This window comes from Streptomyces sp. NPDC024698, from assembly GCF_055559015.1.
In genome coordinates, this window is sequence record NZ_JBVHLK010000029.1 from 35995 (window position 1) to 60484 (window position 24490).

Below are 24490 nucleotides of genomic sequence, written 5' to 3' on the forward strand. Positions count from 1 at the left end.
GACACAAGGATCATGCCGACCGGCCAGGCACGCACGTCCATACGCCCTTGGTGCTCATAGACCCGCGCGCAATACGGTGCCCGGTCAGGAAGGAGGCTGAGCTCTACCCCGTGGGACGGCACGTAGCCCTTTCCGGCGTGATCCTGACCGCCACCCTCGGCACAGGCACGCCCGGTACCAGGGGTGCGCGCGGGGCAGCGCGTCAGCGCTCCCCACCCGTACGCAGTCCGTACGCAATCCGTACGGATAATGAACGTTCTTTGTACGGTAGAGGGGTAGGGTGGTGCTCTGGAGGTGCTGCATGTCTGAGTTGTTCGATGCGGTTGATGCGTTGGTTGCGTCTCGTTCGTCCTTGCCGCCTGCGGTGGAGCGTAAGCGGCTGCGTACCGCACACGGCCTGACGCTGGATGAGGTGGCTGCCGCGTTGCAGGTACGCCGGGCCACAGTGTCCGGCTGGGAGTCGTTGACGAAGCCGACCGAGCCGCGTGGTCCGGAGCGTGAGGCGTATGCGCGGCTGCTGCGGCAGCTTGCGGAGCTCTACCCCGCCCCGGAGGAGTCGGTCGCCCCGGCGCCCCGCCCCGTCACCGCTGCGCCCGCCTCGGCGCAGGCGCGCCCCGCGTCCACCGGTCCGGGACCTGAGGCTGCGGCCGGGACCGTAACTGAGCACCCCCAGGGCCCTGTTGCCCCCGTCACCGCTGCTCCGGTGGCCGCGCCGCGCCCGCCACGTACCGCCGACCCGTCGACGTCGCGTCGTCCGCCCGCACGGAAGGCGGCCCTGGCCGGCACTCCGGCCGCGGACACCGATCCACGGTTCGAGAACGGGCCGCTGGCGGTCGTCGACGTCGAGGACGGTCAGGTGGTGGCGTACTGCGCCGGCGGCCTGGTCCTGGACGTGGCCGCCAAGTCCCTGCCGTCCCTGGTGGACTGGACGCTGAAGGAGGCGAAGCTCGGTCAGCCGAGGCTGTCCGGCCCGGGCAAGGACGGCGACCCGCTGCTGGTCCTCACCGAGGCCGCCCTGGAGCGCTACGGTCTGCCGGTCGCTCTCGGCGACGAGGAGCGTCTCGCGGGACGGATCCCGGAGAACCACAAGGTCGTCAGGCAGCTGGTGCGTGCGGAGTGGCAGCTGACCAAGCGCGGGTTCGGGCCGTGGGCGCGGATCTACCGTCCCGCGCAGGGCTCGGACCGCCAGTGCGTGCAGCTGTGCATTCCGTCCTGGCACGCGCTGGGCACCCGGCACTGGGGCGAGGTGGGGCGGCTGGCGCCGGCCGAACTCGCCCGCATCCTGGGCGTGTTCGCCTCCCGGGTGATGACGCCTCGCGGATCGACAGCCGTGACCGGCCTGGAGCTGATGACCGCGCTACACCCGCCGACCAGGGCCTCCGAGCCGGACGCCGACGGCAAGCGCCACTCCGAGCGCAATCCCGGCAGCCTGGGCAGGGAACCGGTCGACCCGGCGCCGTGCGAGGCCCCCGACGGACACCCGCTCCTCAAGGACCTGCCGCGCTTCCACGTCCGGGGTCCGGCGGAGAAGCTGTTCGAGGAGGCGTACGACTGGGCGCGGCCGCTCACCGACGCCGAATGCATGCAGCGCCATCTGGTCGGCATCGACGTCAACATGGCCTTCGCCGCTGGCGCCAACGGCCTGGCCGTCGGCCTCGGCGGGCCCACGCACGTCAAGTCGCCGGTGTTCGATGCGAAGCTGCCCGGATCGTGGCTGGTGGACCTCTCGCATGTTGACCTGTCGAGGGTGAAGACCGGCAAGGGCAAGTGGGCGGACCTGGACGCGAGTCTGCTGCCCAGCCCGTTCACGCCGAAGGGGGACCGGCCCGAGGGCGTGGCCTGGTACGCGACGCCCACCGTCGCCTACGCGGCGGAACTCGGCTACGAGGTACGCCCGGTGGAGGCCTATGTGCGGTACGAGAACGGCCGCTACCTGGACGGCTGGTACCAGCGGTTGCGCGACGCCTACCTCGCCACGATGGCCGACCTCGGCATCGACGCCGACCTCACCCCGGCCGACTTCCTCACCGCGATGGACGGCTACAAGCAGCGTGACCCGGAGCTGGCGATCGTCGTCTCGGCCGTCAAGGCGACGGTGAAGGGCGGCCTGGGCAAGCTGCGCGAACGCCCGCGCGGGGAGGGCTGGAAGCCGGGCGAGCCGTGGCGGGCCCTGTCCCGCCCGACGTGGCGGCCGGACATCCGGGCGGCGGTCATCTCCCGCACCCGGATCAACCTCCACCGCAAGATCGTCAAGCATGCGGCGTTCACCGGCCAGTACCCGGTCGCAGTCCTGTCCGACTGCGTCGTCTACGCCGCGAACGGACCGAGCCCGCTGGACTTCCTGCCCTACCGGGACGGCAAGCCGCTCCCCGGCGGCTTCAAGCTCGGCATCAACCCCGGCCTGGTCAAGCACGAGGGCACCCAGTCCGTGCTGTGGGGCGAGGAGGTCCGCGAGCGGTTCAACGCACCGGAGCTCAACCTCGCCCGGTACATCAAGGACGGCACCGTCACCGATGCCGACAACGGCGAATAGGGGAGTGGGCAGGCGATGAGCATGTTCGCGGATGGCCTGGACGCCGCGGTGCACAAGGCGTTCACCCGCCCGGCGCCCAAGACCGCGCCCGCGCAGATGCGCTACCTGGTCAAGCAGTACAAGGGCACGAAGGCGGTGGCCCAGATGCTGCGGATCTCCCAGCGCACCGTCGAGCGGTACGTGAACGACCAGATCAAAAAAGCCCCGGCCGGACCTGGCCGCACGCCTGGAGCGCGAGGTGAAAGCCCGCTGGCAGCCCCAGATCCGGGCCAAGGCCCGCATGAAGGCGGCAACTACCGGCGGCATCGTCATCGACACCCGCGCCCGCCTTGGCTACACCGCCCCCATCGGGTCGACGGACCAGGACCGCATCCGCCACCTGACCGTCGCCCTCCCGCCGCAGTACGCGGCCCGCCTTTTCGACGCCCAGCAGGCCAGCGCCGGCGACCGCGAGCTCAAGGAGATCGCCGCCGAAGCGCTCAAGGAGGTCTACTTCCAGGACGGCGGCCGCCGCGCCGGAAGCCTGGAAGAAGTCCGCTTCACGGACGTCGAGCACCTGGAGTTCGACCTGTAGCTCCTGCCCCGCACAGCCGCGAGGACACATTTGTGAGACTGAGCGCTTCAATTGGCGGGTGAGCGATTGAGTTGGCGGGGCCGATGCTCCCATTTCTGTGCACGACCGACGCGAGGGAGCGCATGCCGGTGAGGGCCTCGCCGCGCAGGCCGGCGACAACTACGGTGCTGGGGTGACTGATCTTGAAGTAGTGGCACGGGGACTGGTTGGCGGCGAACGCTCCTTTGAACAGCTGAGATGTCATCCGCGGCTTCCGCTGGTGGCCTGCTCGGACTCCGAGCGTCCAGCAGTCCACATCTGGGACTGGGGCACGGGGCAGCTACGCGAACTCGGCTCCGTGGGCTTCACGTCGAAGGCCTATGGAGATGCCCTTGGGTGGGAGCGAGCAGAGCGGACGCCTGCTGTTGCGTGGCATCCGGACCAGCCACTGCTTGTGGTGGCGGGGGAAGACGGACTGCGGCAATGGACTCCTACTGGGGTCTCCGAGCTGGAAGGTGCTCCAGCCTTCGCCTTCTACCGCAGCCTGGCTTTCAGCCCGGACGGGCAGACCCTGTGGGCTTCACCGTCATTTCGCGACGAAGGCGGTGGTTGGGAGAGCTCGGACGTCCTTGACCTTGCCGCCGGAACCATCGGTCCCGGACCCCGCTGGGACACAGGAGTCGCAGAGCATCCCGGCGGCGGACTTGTCGCCACGCTCAGCAGTGACCAAGGGGCCACGCACTGCCTTTTCGCGCGAGTCGATCAGGGGACCGCGCCTGCCATGATGCGGCCGCTCCGCCGGGCGCTGATCTTGGACTGTGACGGCTACGAGACTCCGCTCTTCAGCGCGGACGGACGTCACCTTGCGGTTCGTGGCAACGCCTACGACAACTCGGTGGAGGTCTTCGAGTTTCCTTCGTTGCGCCGGATTCTGACCACAACCCTCGGCGACCCCAGCCCTGGCTATCCGTACCCGCAGGAGTGGCTTGATCAGATGCAAGCCTGGTCGCGTCACAATGTTGCCTTCGGTGCGCGACCGGGTGTGCTGTGGATTGCAACACCCGCGGGAGTGCTGGTCGAGGTGGACCTCGAAACTCGGCAAGCGGTCGAGCACGATGTGCTGACCGGATCCCGATTGTCCACGCTGGCCGCCACAGCCACCGGCGAGCTCTTGGTTGCCGGCAGCGGAGGAGATCTGGTCCTCGTGGCCGTGCTCTCCGGCTCCACGCAGAACTGCACTGCGAACAGGGACACTTCCAGGGCTGCGGCCGCGGCGTTCCTGAAGACCACCGCCGAGGTTCCGGACGACGCCGACGACCTGGAGACGCACCTTGTCCTGACCGACGGAACCCGCACATGGGAAGCAGACGATCTGGCAACGACGACTGCGGCCAGCTCCACAGATCCCACCTGGCTTCAGCTTCAAGCCGCCATCAACGCAGCACAGGTCCAGTCCGAATGAGCCGACTATGCCGTGTATCGGAAGTGGATCTTGTGCGTAAGGTGTCGGCATGTCGCTGAGCCACATAGCCCTTTCGTCCGGACGTTCGATCGAGCTCGCCGAGCTGCGAATGTCTTCCACCTATGGAGGGTTGCTGGAGGGCTACCCGTGCAAGCCCGTCAACGAGATGAAGGTCAGGAGCCTTCAGCGGCACGCTGAACGTGCGTTTCCCTCTACGCCGGTCTATCTGGTTCCGCCCTCCCGCGAGTACCCGGACGGGACTGCCGGCGCTTTCGGTCCCGTTGAGGTGCTTCCTTCCGTGGCTTGCATCGGCGTCTTCCGCTCGACAGCGGTCGCCCCTGAACTCGACCCGGTGCTGCACCGTTCCGCTCTCACCGTGATCTGGTTCCAGACCGGCTTGGATGTCCCGTCGGGCGAGGACGCCGACCCTGTGCTGCGCAGCATTCGCTGGGAGGAGCTGGCCCAGGACCACGAGCTTTAGCGACAGGCGCCGATCACAGCCACTCGTTGATGGCAGCGATCAGGCGGTCGCCTCGTAACGGACCGCCAGCTTGTCGTATCGCGTGGCGACGGCACGGTGCCTCTTGAGTTGATCTGTGGCGGTGACGATGTGTCCGACCTGCCCCCGGGGCGCCGGCGGACCGGGCCTGGCACCCCTTGATATCGAGTAGGCGATCGCGGGGGAGGCTCCTGGTTAGGAAGCGTCCGCGGCTGCTGCCGGTCTACGACCGCGTCGTGCGCTGTGCTGTCGTCCGTCCGCGCCCGTTCTGGCTGGGCTTGCACGCCGCGCTGCGCGAGGACGACGGTGCGCTGCACCGCCAGTTGGCCGGGCTGCGGTAGGTCACGTCAGTGCGCTAGGGGTGGCTGACATGGTGTGTGGATGGGACACCGGGCGCAGGGCTACAACTATCCACGCTGGCGTGGGCCTTGCCGACGACCGTCAGATCCAGTTGATGCCCAGTTCCCGTAGTGCGTCCTGCTGTTCTGCGTTGAGTTTGTCCCGCCGGGTCTTGGTGTTGGAGATCCATACGCCCAGCTTCACGGCCGCAGGCTCCGTCTCGCCATCGACCACGATCTGTTCGCTGTGCCCGCGCGGGACCGGTCGGTCCGCGCCTTCCCTCTCTACCCACTGTGTGAGGGCCGCCAGGCCGCGCTGGAACGCCGCCTGTGCCTTGCTCGGGCCCTTCGTCGTGCGCGTGGCGGCCCGGGCGGGAGACGGCGTCTGGACGGGCTGTACGCCCAGCCGGGACAGCCGCTCCTGCTGCTCGGTGGAAAGCTGCGCCCAGTGACAAATCCGCCAGAGATCACTGGATGAGCGATGTTCTGACCTGCGAATCTAGTGATCGTTTCAGGATTCCTTGCCGTCAGCCGTGTGGATCTGAGCTGGGGTTTCCTTGGAAGTTCGGAAGCTGGCGAGGCTCTGAGATGTGCGTTTGGTGATCGTTTCGGAATGTAGTGATCGCCGAGAGATTTCCCTATTGCTGCGTGGCTCAGGTGGATTGGTCTGTGCCGCTCAGGGTGGTCCGGCGGGTCGTGACGGCGGGGCCGAGCATGTGTCCTTCCGAGACGCGGTCAGAGCTGACCGAGCTGTATCGGCTTGCTTCGAGGAAGCCGTTTTTCGGCGTACCAACGACGCGGATCGATCCGCGAGCAGGCGGAACAGCGGTGGTGCTCAGTCCAATTGAGGTCTCCTCACGGTCTTGTTCGTACCGTTTCCCGGTGGGTTGTCAGTGCCCGCTCCTAGTCTCTGAGGCATGGCATCAGCGAGGCCCAAGCGGCCGGTCAGTGAACTCCCGGGCGATCCCGGCCGTCTTCACCTGCACTACGGTCACGGACATCCCGCAGTTCCGTACGACTACGAGGACACTCTGGAGTCCTGGTACGTCGCGATCACTTACGGGACGGCGGGCGACGAGGAGTGGGAGAACGAAGAGGGCGGGGATAGCCGCGCTCCGGCCGCGGGCACCGAGATCGGGCACCTGATCCTGTGGAGGCTGCGTGACTACACAGGGGGCAACCGATGGGAGGTCGCAGATGCCGAATCCGGCGACCTCGAGGTCATCGTCTCGGCTGTTCTCGGCCGAGCCGGCCGCACGGGCTACAGTGCCGCGTTCGAGAAGGCGGTCGCCCATCCCGTCGGCGATCTACTGATCCTCGACCGTGTCAGCCTCGACACGGCGTGGAGGGGTTTCGGGCTGGGCCCCGTCCTGGCCGCTGAGGCGATCCGCCGTCTGTCCGGCGGCTGTTGTGCGGTAGCGGCGTTCCCGGCCATGAGCGAGTACCCCGAGGACCGCGAGCAGGCCACTGAGGCCTATCGCCGCCAGGCGAAGAAGAAGATTGCTGCGCTGTGGGAGAGCATCGGCTTCCAGCCGTTCCGCCGCGGGGTGTGGGTCCTGGACACCGCTCTGCGCCAGCCAGAGGAACTCATGCTGGCCCGTCGCGCTGAACTGCACGCGCTCGGCGCAGCCTTCCGACGGCCCGGTCTGTCTGCGAGCGGCCCGGCGGACGCCACGGCTGTCGCAGATGACGACGCCAAAGCGTCGGCGAGGCCGCGTACGATCTGACCCTTCCTACGGGCGCTGCATCGCACAGATGGGAAGGAACACCGAAGGGGAAGAGGAGGAGTGGGAAACCATGGGGGAGAGGGCGCCGGTGGACGAGGACATCCAGGATGCGCTGGACTGGGCACGGCAGCGCCTCAAGGAGATGGGCGTCTTCGAGGCGCAGGACGGACTGCGGTGGGCGGCCGCCCACGGCCTCGTCCAGTCCGTGTGGCGCAACGGGCCGATTGAGGACGCGCACGCCTCCCGTCCGACCGGCCGGCGCAAGGCACTGCACGACGGGACGATGTTCGCCCGCAACACCTGGCTCACCCGGCAGGCGTTCGAAGCCCTGGGCTCCGACGACCAGTTCCGTCTCTATGAACTGGAGGACCTGGTCCTGGACCGGGACATGGTCTGGCCGGGATGCGAGGGGACCCTGACGGACTTCGGCTGGGGATTCCTCGGAGAGATCAAGAAGCACGTGAAACAGCGCATCGACATGCTCAGGCACTTCGAGAAGAGACTGCCGCCGGACGACTTCCTTGTCTTCGTCGGCGCTCCTCAGCTCGGGACTCACGCCGACCACTACGGTATGCCGAAATGGCCTACCAGTGTGGAAGCGGCGATGCGGCGACTGCGCGGCGAGGACGAGGATTTCCTGCGTACACGGGGCGACTTGATGACCCGTATCGGCCCTGCTCCGGCTGCTATCACCGCGGACCTTGAGGCAACCGGGAAACTGCTGCTGGAGTCCCCGTGGGAACTGGGCGCCGAGAACCTGGACTGGTTCGCCTGGAACCCGATCCTGCAACCATCGGGCATGACACCCTAGGCACGGCGGCAGTAGTTGCCTCGGCCGCCGCGCATGCGGTTTCGCTGGAATGGTGACAGCCCCACGGTCCTTGGATGAGTCCGGCTGAGGGGTGGTCAGCCCTGTTCGACAGCGATACGTGCCAGGAGTTTCAGCAGGGGCAGGTCGGCTGCCACGGCGTCGACTGCGTTGCCGAAGTCGTTGAGAATGAGATCCTTCTTGCCGTGTGCCAGGCCGTTGCGGATGGCGTAGAGGTGCTTGGCGGTATCGATGCCGGCGGTTGTGAGAGCCTCCACACGACCGAGCGTGCGTTCTTTGAGTACGGAGAACACCTCGATGGGCTCCTCGCTATGTTCCGGGAGAAACGCTGGAATGGTCAGCAGTTTCCCGAAGTCGTACCCCTCGAGGGAAGCGAGGTGGTCGGTGATGAAGTCCATGCCGTTGCTGCTCCGCGGCGCTTCCAGCACGCGGTACAGCCCCATGTACTCGGCGAGCAGGTCAACGTGCCTGATGGCCATGGCGTAAAGGGCGAGCGGTTCGGTGCGAGCTGCGAACCGGCGGCTGAACCGGGCCAGCGGATCGTTGTACGTGCCGTACCGCAGCCGCAGCATGTCGGTGTACCTGATCTCATGGGCCTGCTGGGCGACGGAGTCCAGGGTGTCACGGTAGGTGCGATTGGCGGGAAGCCACGGGCGGTCGTGCCCGATTGGTTCGTAGGGTGCGGTGGCTGGCTCCTGAAGCGGGGTGACGACCGTGGGGGAGTCGTGGTCGAACGCGATGCAGTCCGCGACGAAGAGCACGTCCTCAAGTGACGGCGCCGTGAGGGAAGCGTCGTAGAACCCCTCCGCGCTGAGGGGGAGGGGTACGAGCAGCCCCAGCTCGGAGAGCTCATGCATGCCCCACTTGCCGTCGGCCTCGAATTCCTCGATGCCTATACCCGGCATGCGGACGCCGTAGGCAAGACTCGGCCAGTTGATTCCTTGCACCATGCAGGAAGGATATGCAGCCCGCGTGGGCAGGGCCTCCGCTTCTCCAACCAGTGCTTGGCGTCCTTGCTCCCGAAGAGCACAGGGTCCGATACGCGACTGATGGAGGGGGAGATGCCAGTGAGTGAGCGCCGGGTAACCTGATTCGCCGACGTCAAGGATTTCTTCCGGTGGGATCTCCGGCCGCTGGCTCCCTTGAGCCCGGGGTGGGTTGCGTTGCACCTGGGCTCAAGTCCGGCGGTGAACGTCGTTCTCCCTCTGCCGCAGAGCGCTGTGTCTGGTCGCGTCGTTTCGGCACGAGGTAGAAGTGGCGCCTTGGTGTCCCTCCGCAGTGGTGACTGGAGCTCTGCGGCAGTTGATGCGATCCCGTACATCAAGATCTTTTTGCGTATGGGTATGGATTGCTCATGGATTCTGTGGTGGTTCGAGGTGTTCTGGAAGGGCCAGAAAATTCATTCCAGCTCCTCAGGCAGTGATTCTGATGACCGTGACCACGATCTCGAGTCGGCGGCAACGTTCCGGACTGCATGCTGCTTCCACCGGTGAGCGCGTGTTCGGCCTGCCTCTGGAACACGGACCCCTCGCTCCCGCCTCGGCCCGTCACGAGGCCCGCCCGGTTCTGACCGAGTGGGGACTGGACGACGACCAGATTTACGACACGCTCCTGGTCATCTCCGAGCTCGTCACCAACGCTGTCTCCCATGCCCTGCCGCCTGTCGTGCTGCACCTGCACGCCTCCGCCGAAGGCTCCGGGCCTGTCCAAGTTCATGTCAGCGACGGGGGCCCCGAGGTCGACCCGGACAACTGGGCAGCCGCCCGGCCCGCCGATGAACACGGCCGCGGCGACATGATCGTCTCTGCCCTCGCTACCCACGCCGGAGCCGGACGCGAAACTGAAGGCATCATCGACCACTGGGCCAGCTTTGATGCCGCCTGACTGCTCAGCACCCCGGGCATCCGGCTTGTGCCGATCCGCCGGACCTGACTGGACCAGTCCGGGGTTTTCTGGAGGTACCTCGTGAGCGTGCAGCCGACTTCGCGTCGGCCAGTGAACCATCATGTAACCGCCTTCGGACGCTCTGTCGTCTGCGGAGGGGGCGTGAGTGCGGCATCCAGTGGTGTGCTGATCCTGATGGACGACATCCTTCGACAAAATGACGGAGAGGGCGAACGAGCGCCTTCCGGACCTGCAGCCTGTCCGGCTCATCATGCGAGTGGCTACCCGCCTGCTCGTCATGGGGCGGGCGGAGTGGCCGCGGCTACCTGTCCTCTCAGCGTTCAGTTCGGGCAGCAACCGCCTACGCCTGCCTGCGGCGTCGGGTTGAGCACATGATCCCGAGCGTGAGATCGGCAGGCCCCCAACCGGCTCGACGCAGGGTGCCGAAAGAGCTGTCCCAGGAACGGAGCCGGCGGTATCCGGCGATGGTGGCCGGGAGCTCCTGGTGGGCCAGGAGCGTACCGAGCTCGGTGATCACGGCGGTGAGATGCGCGCCCTCGTGGGTGTCCACCCTCAAGATCGCATCCTCTGTCAGCGGTTCTTCGGGCTGCGCGCACAGAGTCGGCTGGGCAATCCGGTGATGGTTACGCGACTCCTCGGTCGGCACGGAGCCCCGCCGAGCTGGGCATGCGTGGCCTGGGTCAGGTCGCGGTAGCTACAGCTCCGAACTCAGCCCCGCCGATCTGCTGTACGCCGAACTGAAGTACCACGTCCACGGCGCAGGGGCTACCCCCGCCGACATTCTCGCCCGTGAAACCCGGCGCTTCCTGCCCCGCGGACAGAGCCAACCCCCACATCGTCTGCGGTTGCTTCAGAGCCCGCCACGCCCGATACAGGATCGAATAGGAAACCCGCCAGTTTCGACTCAATACCCCTGGAACTGAACATCGAAGTGATCAATTGTACCCCCCCGTCCGGGGGTGAATCTGGACCCTGCAAAATAGAACTCTCGATCAAACCCCAGAATTTGCCTCACGTGATTGCCTTGCAATAACGGAGTGGCCTTCTGTTGCCGCGATACAAGGGGCTCGCGTATGCTGTGCGTGCGCGACACCGCACACGCTGGCGGTGAGAGGGGTTACAGATGGGTAAAATCCGGTTGGGTAATTGGCCTTTGGTGGGGCGGGAAGCGGAAATCTTCAGTTTCGAAAGATCTATTTCTGATCGAGGCTGTAAAGGATTCGCCATTCATGGGCTGCCGGGTGTAGGGAAGAGCCGACTCGCCGGCGAATGCGCCAATCGGGCAACAAGCTTGGGCATGAAGGTCATACGGGTAACTGCCACCCGGAACGCATCTAACGTGCCTTTCGGCGCCATAACCCACATGATTCCCTCGGGGAACGGAGCAACGGACCTCGCGGAGATATTTTCTGCTATTTCGGTGAGTCTGAGTTCCGAAAAGAACCGCATCATTTCGCTCGTCGAAGACCTGCCTCTCCTCGACCCGTCTTCTCGTATTATTTTGCAGCGTCTATTGGATGCAGATCTCGTATTCCTGGTGGCGACTGTCCGAACAGGGGGCGCCGAGGAGGTCGATTCGAGGGTCTTGACGCAGCAATACCCTCTTGCTCGTATCTACTTGAAACATATGGACCAAGCGACAACCCATCGACTGCTGGAAGCCGTTCTGGGCGGTTCCGTGAGCCGGCGCGTATCTTACGAGCTGTATCTCAAGAGTGGCGGGAATCATCTCTTCTTGCGTGAACTTGTCCTAGCGGCCATTGAATCAAATTCCTTGAAGAATGACGGTGAAGTCTGGGAGGTCGTGCGCGGTGACGGCTTTGGCGCCACAACTCCCGAACTGGCTGATTTGATACTTTCCAGGCTCTCCTCCATCTCGGCCGACGACCGATCGCTGCTCGAGGTAATTGCCACCTGTGGCGAAGCGTTCATCGATTCCTCACCCTCCTCCGAAGAGGGAGAAATTCTCATTCGGCTGGAAAATGAGGGGCTTGTTGACGTAACTCTCGACGGCCAGAGGGTGACCGTCGCCCTGGCGCACCCACTCTACGGTGAGGTGATACAGGGGAATATGCCCCTCTTCAGGAGGCGTCAGATTCTCCTCGGTCAGATGACCGCTCTGGAGACATTCGGGCTCCGGCGGAGAGATGACTTCTTTAAGTCTGCTGTGTGGAGAGTGGAGGCCACAGGAAGTGCGGACAAGGAAGTCCTGTACCGGGCGGCCAGAATGGCGCGCGATGCCCATAACTACGAACAGGCCCTTCAGCTGCTCGAAGCCGTTCCGGATGGGGATCGGGACATCGCCTTCCTCCTCCTCATGGGAGACTCCCTGGTCCAGGCCAGCCAAATCAATCGGGCCGAAGAAGTGCTTGTCCGGGCTCAGTCGCTCGCATCGAACGAGGAGGACCTGCTCGACGTAGTATTTGCCCGGGTCCAGAATCTCTTCTGGTCGGAAGGCCGAAAGGCTGAAGCGCTGGCCATCATAAAAGAGGCCAAGAAGAGCGTCGACACTCCATCAGGCACTTTCAAGATCCTCTCAGCAGAGGCGACCATACTCGTCGCCTGCGGGAACCCGGCGGCTGGGCTCGCGGGCATCGAGAGCATGACCCATGAACCCTCGGGCACCAAGGAAATCAACGCCTGGCTCATCGCGCTGATGTTCAAATCCCCCGCCCTGACCATGAGGGGGCGTACCGATGAGGCGATCCACGCCGCGGAACGGGCGTATGCCATCAATCTGAAGTACAACGATCAGGCTCTCTACCTTCACCCTGCCGCCCAGTTGAACAGCCTCATCCTCGCTCTCGCCGAGTCAGGTCGTTTGGAACAGGCCCGAGCCGTCGGCCTCAGTGCACTGGAACAGGTGCTGGCGGCACGAGCGGCAATCCCGAATGTCTGGGCTGCGATGCACCTTGCCCGAGTCGAGTGGCTCTCGGGTCATCCCGGCTCTGCACGCCACTGGTATGCCGACGCCGCAGCACTGGCGAGGACCCATGGCCAAGGCCTGGCAATGAGGTGGGCCCTCTCCGGACTCGCGGCCGCAGCTGCACAGTTGGGAGACACTGACGGAGCACGGAAAGCCATAGCGGAAGCCGCACAGTACCCGGACGTAGGACTCTTCGTCGGCGAGAACACGCTGGCGACCGCCTGGCTGCATGTCGCCAATGGCAACCTCGTCGCGGCGCGCAGCGTACTGACCGCCGCCGCCAATGAAGCCAGGGAGGCAGGTGTCCTCAACTCGGAGGCCGCGCTGCTGACCGACATTGCCCGCCTTGGTGACGCGCGCAGTGTGACAGCAAGACTGACTGAACTCGCAACATGCTGCGACGGAGCATTCACGGCTGCACGCGCACGCTATGTGAAGGCCCTCGCCGCCGACGATCCAGCCGGAATGATGGCCGCTTCCACGGAACTCGAGGGTATGGGAGCAGACCTCCTGGCGGCAGAAGCTGCGGCCACCGCTGCCGCGGCGTGGAGGCGGATCGGTGAAACACGGAAGGCCACAGCCGCCGCAAACCAGACAGCGGCTCTGGCAACGCGCTGTGACGGAGCGCGTACTCCAGCACTCGACACCGCTATCGAACCTGCCGCGGCCTTGACTTCACGCGAGCGGGAGATAGCCATTCTCACCACCACCGGAGCTTCAGCTCAAGCCGTCGCAGAGAGCCTCTCCATCTCCCGTCGAACGGTACAGAATCACCTGTACAACATTTACGGCAAACTCGGAGTCTCCAACCGATCCGAACTCAAGAAGACATTGAACGGGGACGTCTGAGCCTGGCGGTCCGCTTCAGACTGTGGCGGTTCCCGCCCTCCTGTGCTGCCGTGCCCACGCCAGCAGCTGCCGATATGCCGCTTCATCGATGCCATCCACGTTTTCAGCGTGGCCACTGAACGGGTGACCTACTGGGGCGAGGGACCGCAACGCACGAGGCTCCCGCGCCGTTGAGGGAGGTGCCCTCGCGCGCACCCGCGGCCGGGTTCGGGATATCCGTCGGTACCGCCCACGGCTGCGTCACGGCCGTCCCGTGCTGGCCTGCTGAAGGCCTGCGCGAGAGCGATCCGGACGTGGTGCCGCTGGACGGGACCCTCGCCGAGTGCGACCTGGTCGGCGACGGCCGCGGCGACTGCTCGGCCAAGCAGCGCGCCACAGGGGGAATGATCAGGTCGTCACCGCCCCCACCGGCGAGGTGCTTCATCCGGAGCCAGAGCTTGGTGCGCGGTCGCCTTCTCTCGCGGAAAGATCAGGAGTCTCCACCTGGAAGTCGACCCGGCGCTTCCTATCAGTCCCCGACCAGCGCGCCTTGCCCTTGAACGGCTGCTACTCGATGGCAGCGAGTCGTTCTGCGTCCTCCTCGATGCTCGCCCGGCGTGGACGGTGAACGCCACTCCTGTCGACGCTCGTCGCTCGGCCGGCAGGAGTGGGCAGCGAGCGGTTCCGAAGAGTTCAGACGAGTTGCTTGTGCATGACGATGCAAGGTCGGCCGCGTTGGTTGTCGGCACGACGATCGCACTCATGCCAGCCCAGGGAACTCCAGAAGGACAAAGAGGCCGGGGTGTTCTCCAGCACGGCCAGCCGGATTCCGTCCCGGCCCTCGTTGCGGAACCGGTCCTCGACGAGGCGAGTCAGCCGTCGGCCGACACCCTGGCGGTGAAGGCTGCCGTGTACGAGCAACAGCCCGATCCAGGGATGGCCGTCCGTGGGATGCTGGTCAAGCAGGCACAGCAGGCCGACGAGCCGGCCCTGGCCGTCGCGGGCGATCAGGACCTCGCAGCCCTCGCTGTCGGCCTCCTCCTGCAGGTCCGCTTGAACCCGATCGGACTCGATGTGCTCGGGATCGTATTCGCCGGCTGCGCTGCAGTACTCCGGGTTGCTCTCATAGAGGGCGACGACCTCGCGCATCTCGTCCGGGGAGAAGCGGAGCGGAGAGAGTGACAACGTCGCCCCAGTGACGGTGTCGCCGGGCTGGCGTGCCTCGGCATGCGCGGCGACCTCGGCCCGCAGCGCTGCGTCGATCTGCGATGACGTACAACGCTTGATGCTTCGTTCTTCATACAAGCGGTTCACGCGTACCTTCCGAACAGGACAAGGAGAGCCCTTGCCGGGCTGCTGACTGGGTGGGGTGATCGGAGGTCACCCACGAGCATGCACGCACCGTTGCGTGGGTGCGGAGCCCGTGAGGTGCACCCGGTCGGGCACCGGGCGCCAGCCGTGCTCCTGCCGCGTGCGGTCGCCATAACGGAGAGGCTGAAACTGGCGGGTTACCTCACTACTTGCTCCGGCGGGACGAGGAGATTGTGTGTCGTCTCGCGGACTGAAGCCGCTTCACACCACCCGGTCTCATTCTGAAAAGGCCGGTCATCTACTGGTCCCGGCGCGGCCGGACAGCGCTCAGCGAGTACAGGATGGGCAAGTAGGTGTCGCTGAAGGGGAACCTGAAGAGACCGTCAGGGCCCTGAGGCAGAATGTGGCGCCCGTCGGTATCGGTCTCCGTGTGCTCGCCGAGCTGCTCCACGACCAGCCCTGCCGAAGCGGCTGCTGTCACGATCTCGCCGACCGAATAGGGGTACTGCGTCGACTCCTGCGGCTCCAGCGGAGCGTGGGGATGGGCGTAGGTACCCGTCATGGCGTCGCGCTGAGGTGCACCGCCGCCGTAGGGCCAGTCGGCGACGAAGGGTTCGAAAGTGAGGACCGTCTGAAAGACCGGGTGCAGGTCCACGAGGACCAGTCGGCCGCCCGGCCGCAATGCTGCCGCCGCCCCATCCATCCACGCGGCCAGATCCGCTATCCAGGACAGGACTCCGTAGGTGGCGACGACAAGGTCGAATCTGCCGGTCAGGGTGTCTGGCAGGTGCTGGGTGTCCGCCTCGATGAACTCCGCGGCCAGACCGGCGCGCTCGGCCAGTGCGCGTGCCCTGGCGATTGCTCGGGGAGAGAAGTCCACGCCGGTGACATGTGCGCCCAGGCGTGCCCAGCTCAGTGTGTCCATGCCGAAGTGGCAGTGCAGGTGGAGCAGGTCCCTGCCCCCTACGTCACCGGCGAGTTCCTTCTCGATGCCACGCAATGTCTGCCGGCCGGCGAGAAAGGACTCCACGTCGTACGACCGGTCATCAGGATCGGTCCCGTGGAACTCGGCCAGGGCGTCCCACAGGGCCCTGTTGGCGGCGAGTCCGTGAGCAGCACCTTCTGCGCGCCGCTCGGGGGCGCCCGCGGTTTCAGCCTTGTCTGCAGCCATGGAAGACCTCCTCGGGTCCAGGTGGACAGTGGCGGTTCTGTCGGCTTGCGGAGCGGCACGTCATCGGTGTGATCGGGCACCTACGGAACCAGAATGATTTTCCCGACAGTTCGCCCTTCCTCGCCCAGCCGGTGGGCATCGGCCACTTGGTCGAGAGGAAACACGGTGTCGATGTGGACCGTGAGCCGACCTTTTTCTGCGAGGGAAGCCAAGGATTCCAGATCGGCGCGATCAGGCTCCACGAGCATGAAGTCGGCTCGTAGACCTTTCTCTGCGGCCCACTGAACTGCCTCCGCATCGGCGCCGTTGAGCGCGACGATCCGACCACCGGGCACCAATACGGCGGCCAGCTCCCGGATCTGCCCAGCGACTGTGGACAGAAGAACATCCACGCCTCTCACCCGGGCGCCCACTTCCGAACTCCGGTAGTCGATGACCTCGTCGGCGCCAAGTGCCCTGACGAAGTCGTGTTTTGCTCTGCTGGCTGTTGCGATGACGTAGGCGCCGCGGGCCTTGGCGATCTGAACGGCGAGGTGGCCCACGCCTCCGGCGGCCGCCGGAATGAGCACCCGCTGCCCGGCAGCGACCCCAGAGACCGTCACCAGCGCCTGCCAGCCGGTGAGACCGGCGAGGGACAGGCCCGCTGCCTGGGGGTGACTCACGAGAGGCGGTTTGAGGGCAAGGTGTCTCGATGGAGCGGTCACGTACTCTGCGTAGGTTCCTGCCTCAGCGGGGAACCGGGGCATTCCGAAGACCTCGTCTCCCGGTTTGAAACGCGTCACACCGGCGCCTGCGGCCGCCACCACTCCTGAGACGTCCCAGCCGACCGAGAAGGGCAGGTCTCCCAAGCCTCCGCCGGAGCGCATCTTCCAGTCGACAGGGTTCACGCCGGCGGCCTTCACCTCGACCAGAACCTCTGTTGGTCCTGGTACTGGCACATCAGCCTCGACAACCGTGAGGACGTCCGGGCCACCCAACCTGCTCTGTATTACTCGGCGCATGTGTTCATCGATATCAGACCTGTACCAGGGAGATATGAGTAGTGCGTGCTCACCATCCACCATCCAGCAGTGAGGTGTTGCGGTTGCGGGATGAGCACTGATTACTCAGGTGCCACAGGACTCCGCGGGCAGGATGAGCTCATGAGGCCCATTCGCCTCACCCGCTCACCATGAAGAGCCTCGCAGCATCAGTCAGGAACGGTGGAAATGAGCAGAGTAGGAAGGGCCGTAGTCGTGGCGTCGGCAGCAGTTGCCGTCGTTGCTGTGCCTTCTTTGGCACGGGCCCAGCCCTCGGACGGGCACCGCAGTCCCGCTGCGGCAAGCCGGAGCATGGACCCGGGCGGTGGAGGAGGCAGGATCGCCTCTTCGGCTGATCCCTCCAGCCACGCCCGGAGCATGGACCCTGGTGGCGGCGGAGGGTGATGGAGACTGCTATCGGTAGATCAAGGCCGCGGTTCCGATGACATGACGGCTGTCTGCCACGGCGCGTGATCATAGGGGTCGAGCCATGCCGAACGAGGAACCCGTGGCTTCCCGGCGTGCGAAAGCACAGCCGGGTACGGCCCGCTCCGCGCTCTGGGTGCGCCGCGTTGCCGTCGTTGCCCTGCTGATGGCCGCGGTCAACCTCCGGCCTGCGGTCACCAGCCTCGGCCCGGTTCTCGAAGAGGTCCGTTCGAGCCTGGGGATGAGCGCCACCGCAGCGGGCGTGCTCACCTCCGTGCCCGCGGCGTGCTTCGCGCTGGTCGGTTCCGCCGCGCCCCGTCTCGCCCGTAGGTACGGGCCCGACCGTGTCATCGCCGCCGGCATGGCGGCGATTGCGGCCGGCCTTGCCGTGCGACCGCTCGGCGGAGGCACCGGCCCGTTCGTCGCTCTGAGCGCCCTCGCGCTCGCCGGGATCGCGGTGGCCAACGTCCTGCTGCCCGTCGTCGTCAAGCAACGCTTCCCGGACCGGGTCGGCATGATGACCGGCCTGTACTCCATGGCCCTCAACCTGGGAGCATCGAGCGCTGCCGCCGTCACTGTCCCGCTGGCCGAGGCCTTCGGCGGTGATTGGCGGGTCGGCCTGGGGGCCTGGGCTGCCATCGCGGTGGTCGCCGTACCCCCTTGGCTGCTCCTTGCCCGCCGTCCCGTCGCGCGCATGTCGGACACGGCCTCCGGCACGCCGGGCTCGGCGACCGCTCCCGGTATGCGTATCACCCGTAGCCCGATGGCCTGGGCGCTCGCCGTCTACTTCGGCCTTCAGGCCACCGCTGCGTACGTCGTCATCGGGTGGCTGCCTCAGATCTTCCGCGATGCCGGTCTGTCCGCCGAGACCGCGGGGCTGCTGTTCGCCGTGACTTCGGTGCTCGGCATCCCGCTGTCGTTCGTGCTGGCTGCCGTCGCTGGACGGCTGCACAGTCAGAGCGGGGTCGCGGTCACGATCGGACTGGTCGGGATCGCCGGCTACGCCGGTCTGTGGGCCGCACCGGCTGCGGCGCCGTTGCTGTGGGCTGTGCTCCTCGGCGTGGCCAACTGTTCTTTCCCGCTGGCTCTGACGATGATCGGGTTGCGCGGACGCGACAGCGCCACGGTGATTGGCCTGTCAGCCTTCGCCCAGAGTGCCGGGTACCTGCTGTCGATCCCCGGCCCCATTCTGGTCGGAGCGCTCTACCAGCACAGTGGGAGCTGGCGGGCGCCGCTGGTCCTGATGGCTCTGCTCATGCTGCCTCAGCTCGTGGCCGGCTGGCTGGCCGGCCGAGACCGTCAGATCGGCTGACCGGACCGAAGCGCAGGTGTGCACCTGGAGGCCTGTCAGGGCCGCGGTGCGCTCGGTGCTGCTGGTGCAGGGCCGCTGGTAAGCCTTCGGGGATCAGGTTGGTGTCAACCCCCAAGTGGAACTGCGTCGACGCACCGCTCCTGCCGAACGCCCCAAGGCGGTTCGACAGGAGCGGTATGGGCATCCCGCACGGCCGCAGGCGGAGACCTCCGTGATCGTCCAGGGCCGCTGTGACGGTCAGGCCGGTTTGCGGTCTCGCGGCCGAGGCGACCAGGCCTTGCCCTTGCCGACCACGCGGAGGTCCGCGCCTGCCTCGGTGAGCAGTTGCTCCACGTAGGGCACGGACTTGCCCATGAGCGCGGCGTACTCAAGGGAAGTGCCCGTGCCGAGCCGGTCCGTTGCTCCGCTGATGGAGGCGATCGGAGGGCGGCGGGCCGTTCCGGACACGGCGAGGAATGCCTCTTCCAGGCGGTCCGGTCCCAGCCAGCCATGCAGGACGATACGGCCGTCGGGTCCTTCGAGGATCAGTGTCGGGAAGCCTCGTGCGCCAAGTTCGTGGGTGCGGACGAGGTCGCGCTCGAACTCGGATGTGGCATCGCCGTTCTCGACGATCCGACGGTACGACGCAACGTCCAGCCCGAGCTCCGCGGCCAGCGTCTCAAGGAGCTCCGGGGCGGCGATGTTGCGACCGTTCAGGAAGAGTTCCTCGCGGATGCGGCGCAGGAAGGCCTCCTCGGCTTCGGGAGCCAGCAGCCGGACGGCGGCGAGCGCGATGCTCGGCGGATACGACGAGTCGATGGGGTCGCTCCACCAGACGGAGGAGTTGATGGGCTGGCCGGAACGCTCGGCGAACTCGTCCCAGTGGTGGGCGACGTCCTCGGGGCGCCGGATTCCGTTGCCCGCGTCATGGAAACCCTGCCAGCCGCGCAGGAGGCCGCCGTAGAAGTGGCTGACCTCGACGAGGTCGCGGTAGCGCTCCGTGAGAGACCGCCAGGCGGGCTCAAGGATCCAGCACGCCGAGCAGATCGGGTCGGTCACATAGGTGATGTGCGTGAGGCCCGTCTGCGGGCCGGGGGACGTTGCGGTCGCCTGAGGCAGGGCGGCGTCGTCGCGGGGCAGGGCGCAGACGCCCGACTCGAGGTCGCACACGCCCCCGTCGTGGGTCTGAGGGGACTGACTCATGGGTGTCCCCGTTGTTCTGGCGTGGCGTCAGGGGTACACGGGGCTGGTAGCGGCGGAGGGGCGGTGAAGGAAGGAGGCCGGTCCTCCACCTCGCACAGCCCCTCCGCCGGATGGATCAGTCCTCGGGGAGGAAGACCTTCTCCATGCCGTCCCGCAGGCCCTTCACGAAGGTCTCGTCGTCGTTCGACACCGGGCCTTCGAGGGCGAAGAGGGACTCGCCGTGCAGCGGCAGGGTGTCCCAGGTGCCGGCCAGCGCCCGGGCGCGGTCCTCGCCGAAGAGGTGGGCGACGAGCGCGATGGTGCTCGGGTGCACCGTGGCGGCGCCGCCGGCGGTGAAGACCTTCGCCTCGGGCAGGACCGACCAGGCGCGACGCGGCTCGGCCACGTCCGCCCCCAGTTCCTTCAGCCGCCGGCCGAGGACGGCGGCCGCCTGGAACCGGGTGCCGTCGAGGACGCCCGAGCGGAAGACGACACCGACACCGGCGCAGTTGGCGGCCACCCAGCGGCCCTCGTCGTGGTGGGTCCGTATGAAGTCGAGGATCTGCGGGTCGCGCGAGGCCGCGCCGCCGCCGATGCCGCCGGGGACGTACACCAGGTCGTAGCGGTCCTCGGGCGCGACCTTCTCGGTCTGGAGCTGCGCACCCATGTGGGTGGTCACAGTCCCGCCGTCGAAGCTGCCGAGGGTGACCTCGAGGGACTCGCCCTGCTGGCTGAGATCGTAGGAGAGCGCCTTGAACAGCTCCCAGGGCGCGAGGAGGTCCTGCTCGCCGACGTTCGGGAAGGCCAGGAAGAGGACCTTCTTGATGTCACTCATGGTGATGCTCCTTGGTTGATGACGGCTGAACCGTTCGCTCCTCCCAACATGCTCATGGTTCATGACTATTCCAATTGGAACGAAAACTTTTCGGGATAGGGTCCTGCCACGGCCGGACAAGGTGACGGAGAGGGTGTGCGATGCCGACGCACTTCGACGGGAGTGCCCGCGAGAAGCGGTCGCTGGACCTTTTCATCAAGCTGATCCGGGCGGCCGCATCTGTGGAGGCCCGCACCAGCGGACCCCTGACCGCCGCCGGTCTCACGACCAGCCAGTTCGGGGCACTCGAGAGCCTGTACTACCTCGGCCCGCTGCCCGCCGGGCGCCTGGCGGAGAAGCACCTGAAGAGTCCGAACAACTTCACGGTCGTCATCTCCAACCTCGAGAAGCGAGACCTCGTCCGCCGCGAGAAGGCCCCGCATGACCGCCGGGTCGTCATGATCGAACTCACTGATGCCGGACGCGCGGTGGTGGAGGAGACCATGCCTGCATATGTGAGCACCATCGTCGACGACCTGGACACGCTCACCGCTCAGGAACAAGAACAACTTGCCGACCTGCTGCGCAAGGTCGGACGCCCCCGCGCCCAGTAGACCTCGGCCGGAGCGAGTCCGGGGAAGGCGAGCGCGTCCAGGACACACAGCATGGTCAGCCCGCTCTCGGCGTCCGAAAAAGGAAGGGGACGGTGGTACCCGTCCCGATGCTGGACAGGAGTTCCCCACCCACCACGCCCCGCGCTGCCGGCGGAGGCGACGTGGCTCGCCCGCGTGCAGGACGGACCGGATGCGCGCACAGGCACGATCCAGCCCCCTCCGGATGCTGGCACGGCCGGACCCACTACCCGCTCCCCACGCCGTCGCCTGCTGCCGCAGTCTGGAGAATCAGCGGACTGGTGTCCGGGTGGGCCTTGTCGTACAGATAGAAGGAGCGAGCACACTCGAGGAAGTCCTCAACGGTGGCGAAGCCCCGTTCCAGGACCGCATCCTCCAGGTCGTCGCGATCCCACCGCTGGGCAAAGTGCGCCAGAATGTTCTCCGCCCGTAGCTGGGACATGTGCAGCGTGCGACGCTGCATCCGGAGCGTTCGGTTGAACCGCAGGCAGCTCACCAGCCGTTCACGCACCATCAGATGGGCCCCGGTGCTCTTCAGCTCGGCAAGGAACGGGTCATGCCAGAGCAGCGCGGGATGAGGGAACAGCGCACGGGCTGCGGCCTTTGCGGTGCGCACCGAGTCCGGCAGGTCCCGTTCGGCGGCCGTACACCACCGGTCCAGGCCGGGATCCGTGTCCGCCCCTGGGGCAAGCAGGCCGAGGAAGCGCAGCCGTTCCACCACGCCGGCCATCGGCAGATCGTCCGCCGGGGAAGGCAGTCCGACACGTTCCTCGGAGTGCTGGGCGGTACTCGCAGTCGCGTGCTGGGCGACCAGATGCCGCACAGCGACCCGTTCCCGGAAAGCCGGGTAGTCCACAGCCAGGATCTGGGCCAGCTGGTGTACCTGCTTCTCGGGCACCCACCCGGCCACCGGGTCGTGGCTGCCTCTGGCGGACGACCGCCACTGGCGCAGATGCAGGGTCTCCCGCAGCCGCCATGTCTGCTCGCCGCTGCCTTCGAGGCGTGCGCCTGAGTCCAGGACGGACTCCAGCAAGGCCAGGGCGTCGGTTCGTTTGGCGTCCGGCGCGCTGGTCAATACTTCGTCGACAGTTGCGAGTTCCCGCTCCCCGATGCCGTCGCGTGCGGCGGCGGTCAGGAGCGCGGTGCGGGTGCGTTCGGCGAACGGCAGCCGTGCCCCGGCGGACAGCACCGTCTCGGCGACCGAGGTGGAGAGCAGGCCGAGGGCTGCGGCGTCGGCCAGGGCGTAGCGGACATTGACCAGCGCTTCGGTGTAGCTCTGGTAGTCCTCGGCCTCTGTGCCGTGAATCAGTGCCACCTCGTCGTCCGCGGTGATCGTCCCGTGGTGGTAATCGGTGAAGATCCGGCCGTGCCCGGTCATGCCGAACGGGGACAACTCGGCGGCCCGGAGAGCGCCCATGCTCGCTGCTCCGTGCACCTGCACTCCGGAGTTGAGCAGGTCGAGGATTTCCTTGTGCCGCACCGCGGGTCGTCGGTAGAAGAACCCGTCTATGATCCCGACCGTGTCGCCCGGACGGGCGTCCAGACGGGGCAGATCACCAGCAGCCACCGGGGGCAACACCACGACGCGCTCGACCGTTTGCCCTGTGGCCCGCTCCACGGCTCGTCCCGCACAGCGCTCCCGTACCGCGCGGGGCAGCGAGGGACCGACGAACAGAAAAATGGTCATCGGTAGTCCTCGACGATGCGAAGGCCCGGCGCCACCACCTGGACCACCGGGATCCCGAGTTCCGGGCGCGTCAGGTCTACCCAGAACACCCCGCCGGAGGCCCGTTCGGCCACCACGGCCGCGACTGCATGGAGATCCTCCGCCAAGCCATTGACGGAGATGGTCTTGGACGGCGCCGGGAAGGACCGGGCCGGCGCGGACGGGGGGAACGGGGGACGCAGCCGGGACCGGGCCTCCATCCAGTGATAGGCCTCCTCGGGCAGGTCGTCCCGCGTTCCGGCCACCAGGGTCAGGCGGGACTGTGCGGCTTCCGTCAAGGCCCGGCACAGCGCCACATCGGCGTCCCGGTGGCAGCCCCAGCCGGCGAAGCCCACCGGCAGATCCGCCGACCAGATCCACGCCTCGTAGCAGGGCAGTCCTGCCGCAGAAGTGAAGTCGTGTACACGGACCAGCACCTCCGCTGCCGCGAAGCGATCCATCAGAGAGGCTGCTGTGCCCGATATCGTGCCCGGAGAGACCTCAAGACCGCTGCGGCCACTCTCCTCGACGCGGGCCCGGGCATCACGCTCAAGCACTTCGTACAGCCCATGCAGCAATGCCTCTTCCACGGTGTTGCCACTGGCCAGGCCGTTGGAGTCCGAGTTCAGGAGCGGCGGGCTCCACCCGTTGGGGTCGGTGTTGTCCATCCGTATGCAGGCCTCGGGCAGCCACACCGGATTCCCCTCGCCCATCGACCGGCCGATCACCCAGCGCAACCGCGAGCCCGGCGACAACACCGACCGCGGTGGGCGGGGCAGATCGAACACCGAGTACGGCAGCAGCGATGCCATCTCCGCCACGGTGCACTCCACGCGTGCGAGTTCTGCCTCCTCCGCATGCCAGGTCTCGATGGCCTCCATGACCGCAGACACGCGCGCCAGCTCAGCTGTCACGCCCTTGCCCTGAGCCACCGACAGCGTCCGCCCATTCGGCCGGACCGCCTGGAACACCGGGATTCCCACCACGTCCAGGCCGGTCAGTTCCGCCACCCGCGTGATTCCCATGGCCGGCAGCAACGGCGCCACTCTTGCCCACGTCTCTTCTGGGCGAACTGTGTGCTGCGTCCCTGCCGTCACCGACTTGGCGACACCTGCCATCACTGCCTCACCACCGATGTGTCGTTCCCCTGGCGCATACGCCAGAGGGCGCCGCGGTCGGATGGCCAGTCGTGAAACACCGACCGGGGACGCCCTCATACGCGTTGGCAGATCAGCCGACGATCAGGGCGTGTCAGGGATCTTGTGTAAGTCGGTTGGTGTCATTGGATGCTGAGCCGGTTCTCGAAGAAGAGTGAGAACTGGTTCAGTGCCTCTTTCCA

The 24490-nt window shown here is 66.6% G+C and carries 19 protein-coding genes and 2 pseudogenes; 11 read left to right on the forward strand and 10 right to left on the reverse strand.

Going from position 1 to position 24490, the window contains the following annotated elements; all coding sequences use genetic code 11:
- Positions 1-301: 301 nt before the first annotated feature.
- The 5 genes and pseudogenes from tap to ACZ4AA_RS35265 all read left to right on the forward strand — a co-directional run bounded on the left by tap (position 302) and on the right by ACZ4AA_RS35265 (position 5388).
- The gene (tap, locus tag ACZ4AA_RS35245; RefSeq protein ID WP_467611720.1) at positions 302-2533 is read left to right on the forward strand and encodes a telomere-associated protein Tap; all 2232 of its coding nucleotides are present in this window, start codon (positions 302-304) and stop codon (positions 2531-2533) included.
- Between the two features lie 15 nt (positions 2534-2548).
- Positions 2549-3107 (forward strand): annotated as a pseudogene (gene tpg, locus ACZ4AA_RS35250) (telomere-protecting terminal protein Tpg).
- Between the two features lie 172 nt (positions 3108-3279).
- Entirely contained in the window at positions 3280-4548 is a 1269-nt protein-coding gene (locus ACZ4AA_RS35255) for a WD40 repeat domain-containing protein (protein ID WP_467611723.1), read from the forward strand.
- Positions 4549-4597: 49 nt separating this feature from the next.
- Positions 4598-5029: a hypothetical protein gene (locus ACZ4AA_RS35260; protein WP_362395182.1), complete on the forward strand. Its 432-nt coding sequence runs from the start codon at positions 4598-4600 to the stop codon at positions 5027-5029.
- A gap of 176 nt (positions 5030-5205) precedes the next feature.
- Positions 5206-5388: a DUF6308 family protein gene (locus ACZ4AA_RS35265; protein ID WP_467611726.1), complete on the forward strand. Its 183-nt coding sequence runs from the start codon at positions 5206-5208 to the stop codon at positions 5386-5388.
- Between the two features lie 100 nt (positions 5389-5488).
- Here ACZ4AA_RS35265 and ACZ4AA_RS35270 read toward each other — a convergent pair.
- Positions 5489-5833 (reverse strand): annotated as a pseudogene (locus ACZ4AA_RS35270) (helicase associated domain-containing protein); the annotation flags it as partial.
- 469 nt (positions 5834-6302) lie between these two features.
- On the opposite strand from ACZ4AA_RS35270, the gene ACZ4AA_RS35275 reads away from it, so the two are divergent.
- Together ACZ4AA_RS35275 and ACZ4AA_RS35280 are read left to right on the forward strand one after the other, a co-directional pair.
- Positions 6303-7112, forward strand: a complete 810-nt coding sequence (locus ACZ4AA_RS35275; RefSeq protein WP_467611729.1) for a hypothetical protein — start codon at positions 6303-6305, stop codon at positions 7110-7112.
- A 70-nt stretch (positions 7113-7182) separates the two neighbouring features.
- On the forward strand, positions 7183-7923 hold the full coding sequence (locus ACZ4AA_RS35280) for a hypothetical protein (protein WP_467611732.1): 741 nt from the start codon (positions 7183-7185) through the stop codon (positions 7921-7923).
- Positions 7924-8018: 95 nt separating this feature from the next.
- Here the strand turns inward: ACZ4AA_RS35280 and mauJ are convergent, their stop codons facing one another.
- On the reverse strand, positions 8019-8891 hold the full coding sequence (mauJ, locus tag ACZ4AA_RS35285) for a methylamine utilization protein MauJ (protein ID WP_467611735.1): 873 nt from the start codon (positions 8889-8891) through the stop codon (positions 8019-8021).
- A gap of 484 nt (positions 8892-9375) precedes the next feature.
- Here mauJ and ACZ4AA_RS35290 point away from each other — a divergent pair, with 484 nt between their 5' ends.
- Positions 9376-9825 (forward strand): ATP-binding protein, encoded by a 450-nt coding sequence (locus tag ACZ4AA_RS35290; RefSeq protein WP_467611738.1) that lies wholly within the window; start codon positions 9376-9378, stop codon positions 9823-9825.
- A gap of 361 nt (positions 9826-10186) precedes the next feature.
- On the opposite strand, the gene ACZ4AA_RS35295 is transcribed toward ACZ4AA_RS35290, so the two are convergent.
- A complete protein-coding gene (locus ACZ4AA_RS35295; RefSeq protein WP_467611741.1) occupies positions 10187-10402 on the reverse strand; it encodes a hypothetical protein in 216 nt (71 codons plus the stop codon).
- A 741-nt stretch (positions 10403-11143) separates the two neighbouring features.
- On the opposite strand from ACZ4AA_RS35295, the gene ACZ4AA_RS35300 reads away from it, so the two are divergent.
- Entirely contained in the window at positions 11144-13621 is a 2478-nt protein-coding gene (locus ACZ4AA_RS35300; protein WP_467611744.1) for a LuxR C-terminal-related transcriptional regulator, read from the forward strand.
- A gap of 672 nt (positions 13622-14293) precedes the next feature.
- Here the strand turns inward: ACZ4AA_RS35300 and ACZ4AA_RS35305 are convergent.
- From ACZ4AA_RS35305 to ACZ4AA_RS35315, 3 genes are all read right to left on the reverse strand, one after another.
- Positions 14294-14914 carry a GNAT family N-acetyltransferase gene (locus ACZ4AA_RS35305; RefSeq protein WP_467611747.1) on the reverse strand — a complete coding sequence of 207 codons (621 nt, stop codon included), beginning with the start codon at positions 14912-14914 and terminating at the stop codon, positions 14294-14296.
- A 295-nt stretch (positions 14915-15209) separates the two neighbouring features.
- Positions 15210-16082 carry a class I SAM-dependent methyltransferase gene (locus ACZ4AA_RS35310; RefSeq protein WP_467611750.1) on the reverse strand — a complete coding sequence of 291 codons (873 nt, stop codon included), beginning with the start codon at positions 16080-16082 and terminating at the stop codon, positions 15210-15212.
- An 80-nt stretch (positions 16083-16162) separates the two neighbouring features.
- Positions 16163-17146 (reverse strand): NADP-dependent oxidoreductase, encoded by a 984-nt coding sequence (locus tag ACZ4AA_RS35315; protein ID WP_467611753.1) that lies wholly within the window; start codon positions 17144-17146, stop codon positions 16163-16165.
- A 445-nt stretch (positions 17147-17591) separates the two neighbouring features.
- On the opposite strand from ACZ4AA_RS35315, the gene ACZ4AA_RS35320 reads away from it, so the two are divergent.
- On the forward strand, positions 17592-18839 hold the full coding sequence (locus ACZ4AA_RS35320) for a CynX/NimT family MFS transporter (RefSeq protein WP_467611756.1): 1248 nt from the start codon (positions 17592-17594) through the stop codon (positions 18837-18839).
- Positions 18840-19076: 237 nt separating this feature from the next.
- On the opposite strand, the gene ACZ4AA_RS35325 is transcribed toward ACZ4AA_RS35320, so the two are convergent.
- Both ACZ4AA_RS35325 and ACZ4AA_RS35330 read right to left on the reverse strand, forming a co-directional pair.
- The gene (locus ACZ4AA_RS35325) at positions 19077-20021 is read right to left on the reverse strand and encodes a DsbA family protein (RefSeq protein ID WP_467611759.1); all 945 of its coding nucleotides are present in this window, start codon (positions 20019-20021) and stop codon (positions 19077-19079) included.
- A gap of 115 nt (positions 20022-20136) precedes the next feature.
- Complete coding sequence (locus ACZ4AA_RS35330; RefSeq protein WP_467611762.1) at positions 20137-20835, reverse strand: DJ-1/PfpI family protein; 699 nt, start codon at positions 20833-20835, stop codon at positions 20137-20139.
- A gap of 140 nt (positions 20836-20975) precedes the next feature.
- Between ACZ4AA_RS35330 and ACZ4AA_RS35335 the strand changes: the two genes are divergently transcribed.
- Positions 20976-21428, forward strand: coding sequence for a MarR family winged helix-turn-helix transcriptional regulator (locus tag ACZ4AA_RS35335; RefSeq protein ID WP_467611765.1), 453 nt, complete (start codon positions 20976-20978; stop codon positions 21426-21428).
- A 244-nt stretch (positions 21429-21672) separates the two neighbouring features.
- On the opposite strand, the gene ACZ4AA_RS35340 is transcribed toward ACZ4AA_RS35335, so the two are convergent.
- Positions 21673-23133, reverse strand: coding sequence for a TfuA-like protein (locus tag ACZ4AA_RS35340; RefSeq protein WP_467611768.1), 1461 nt, complete (start codon positions 23131-23133; stop codon positions 21673-21675).
- On the reverse strand, positions 23130-24269 hold the full coding sequence (locus ACZ4AA_RS35345) for a YcaO-like family protein (RefSeq protein WP_467611771.1): 1140 nt from the start codon (positions 24267-24269) through the stop codon (positions 23130-23132). The genes ACZ4AA_RS35340 and ACZ4AA_RS35345 overlap by 4 nt, the downstream gene beginning before the upstream one ends.
- Positions 24270-24490 lie beyond the last annotated feature (221 nt).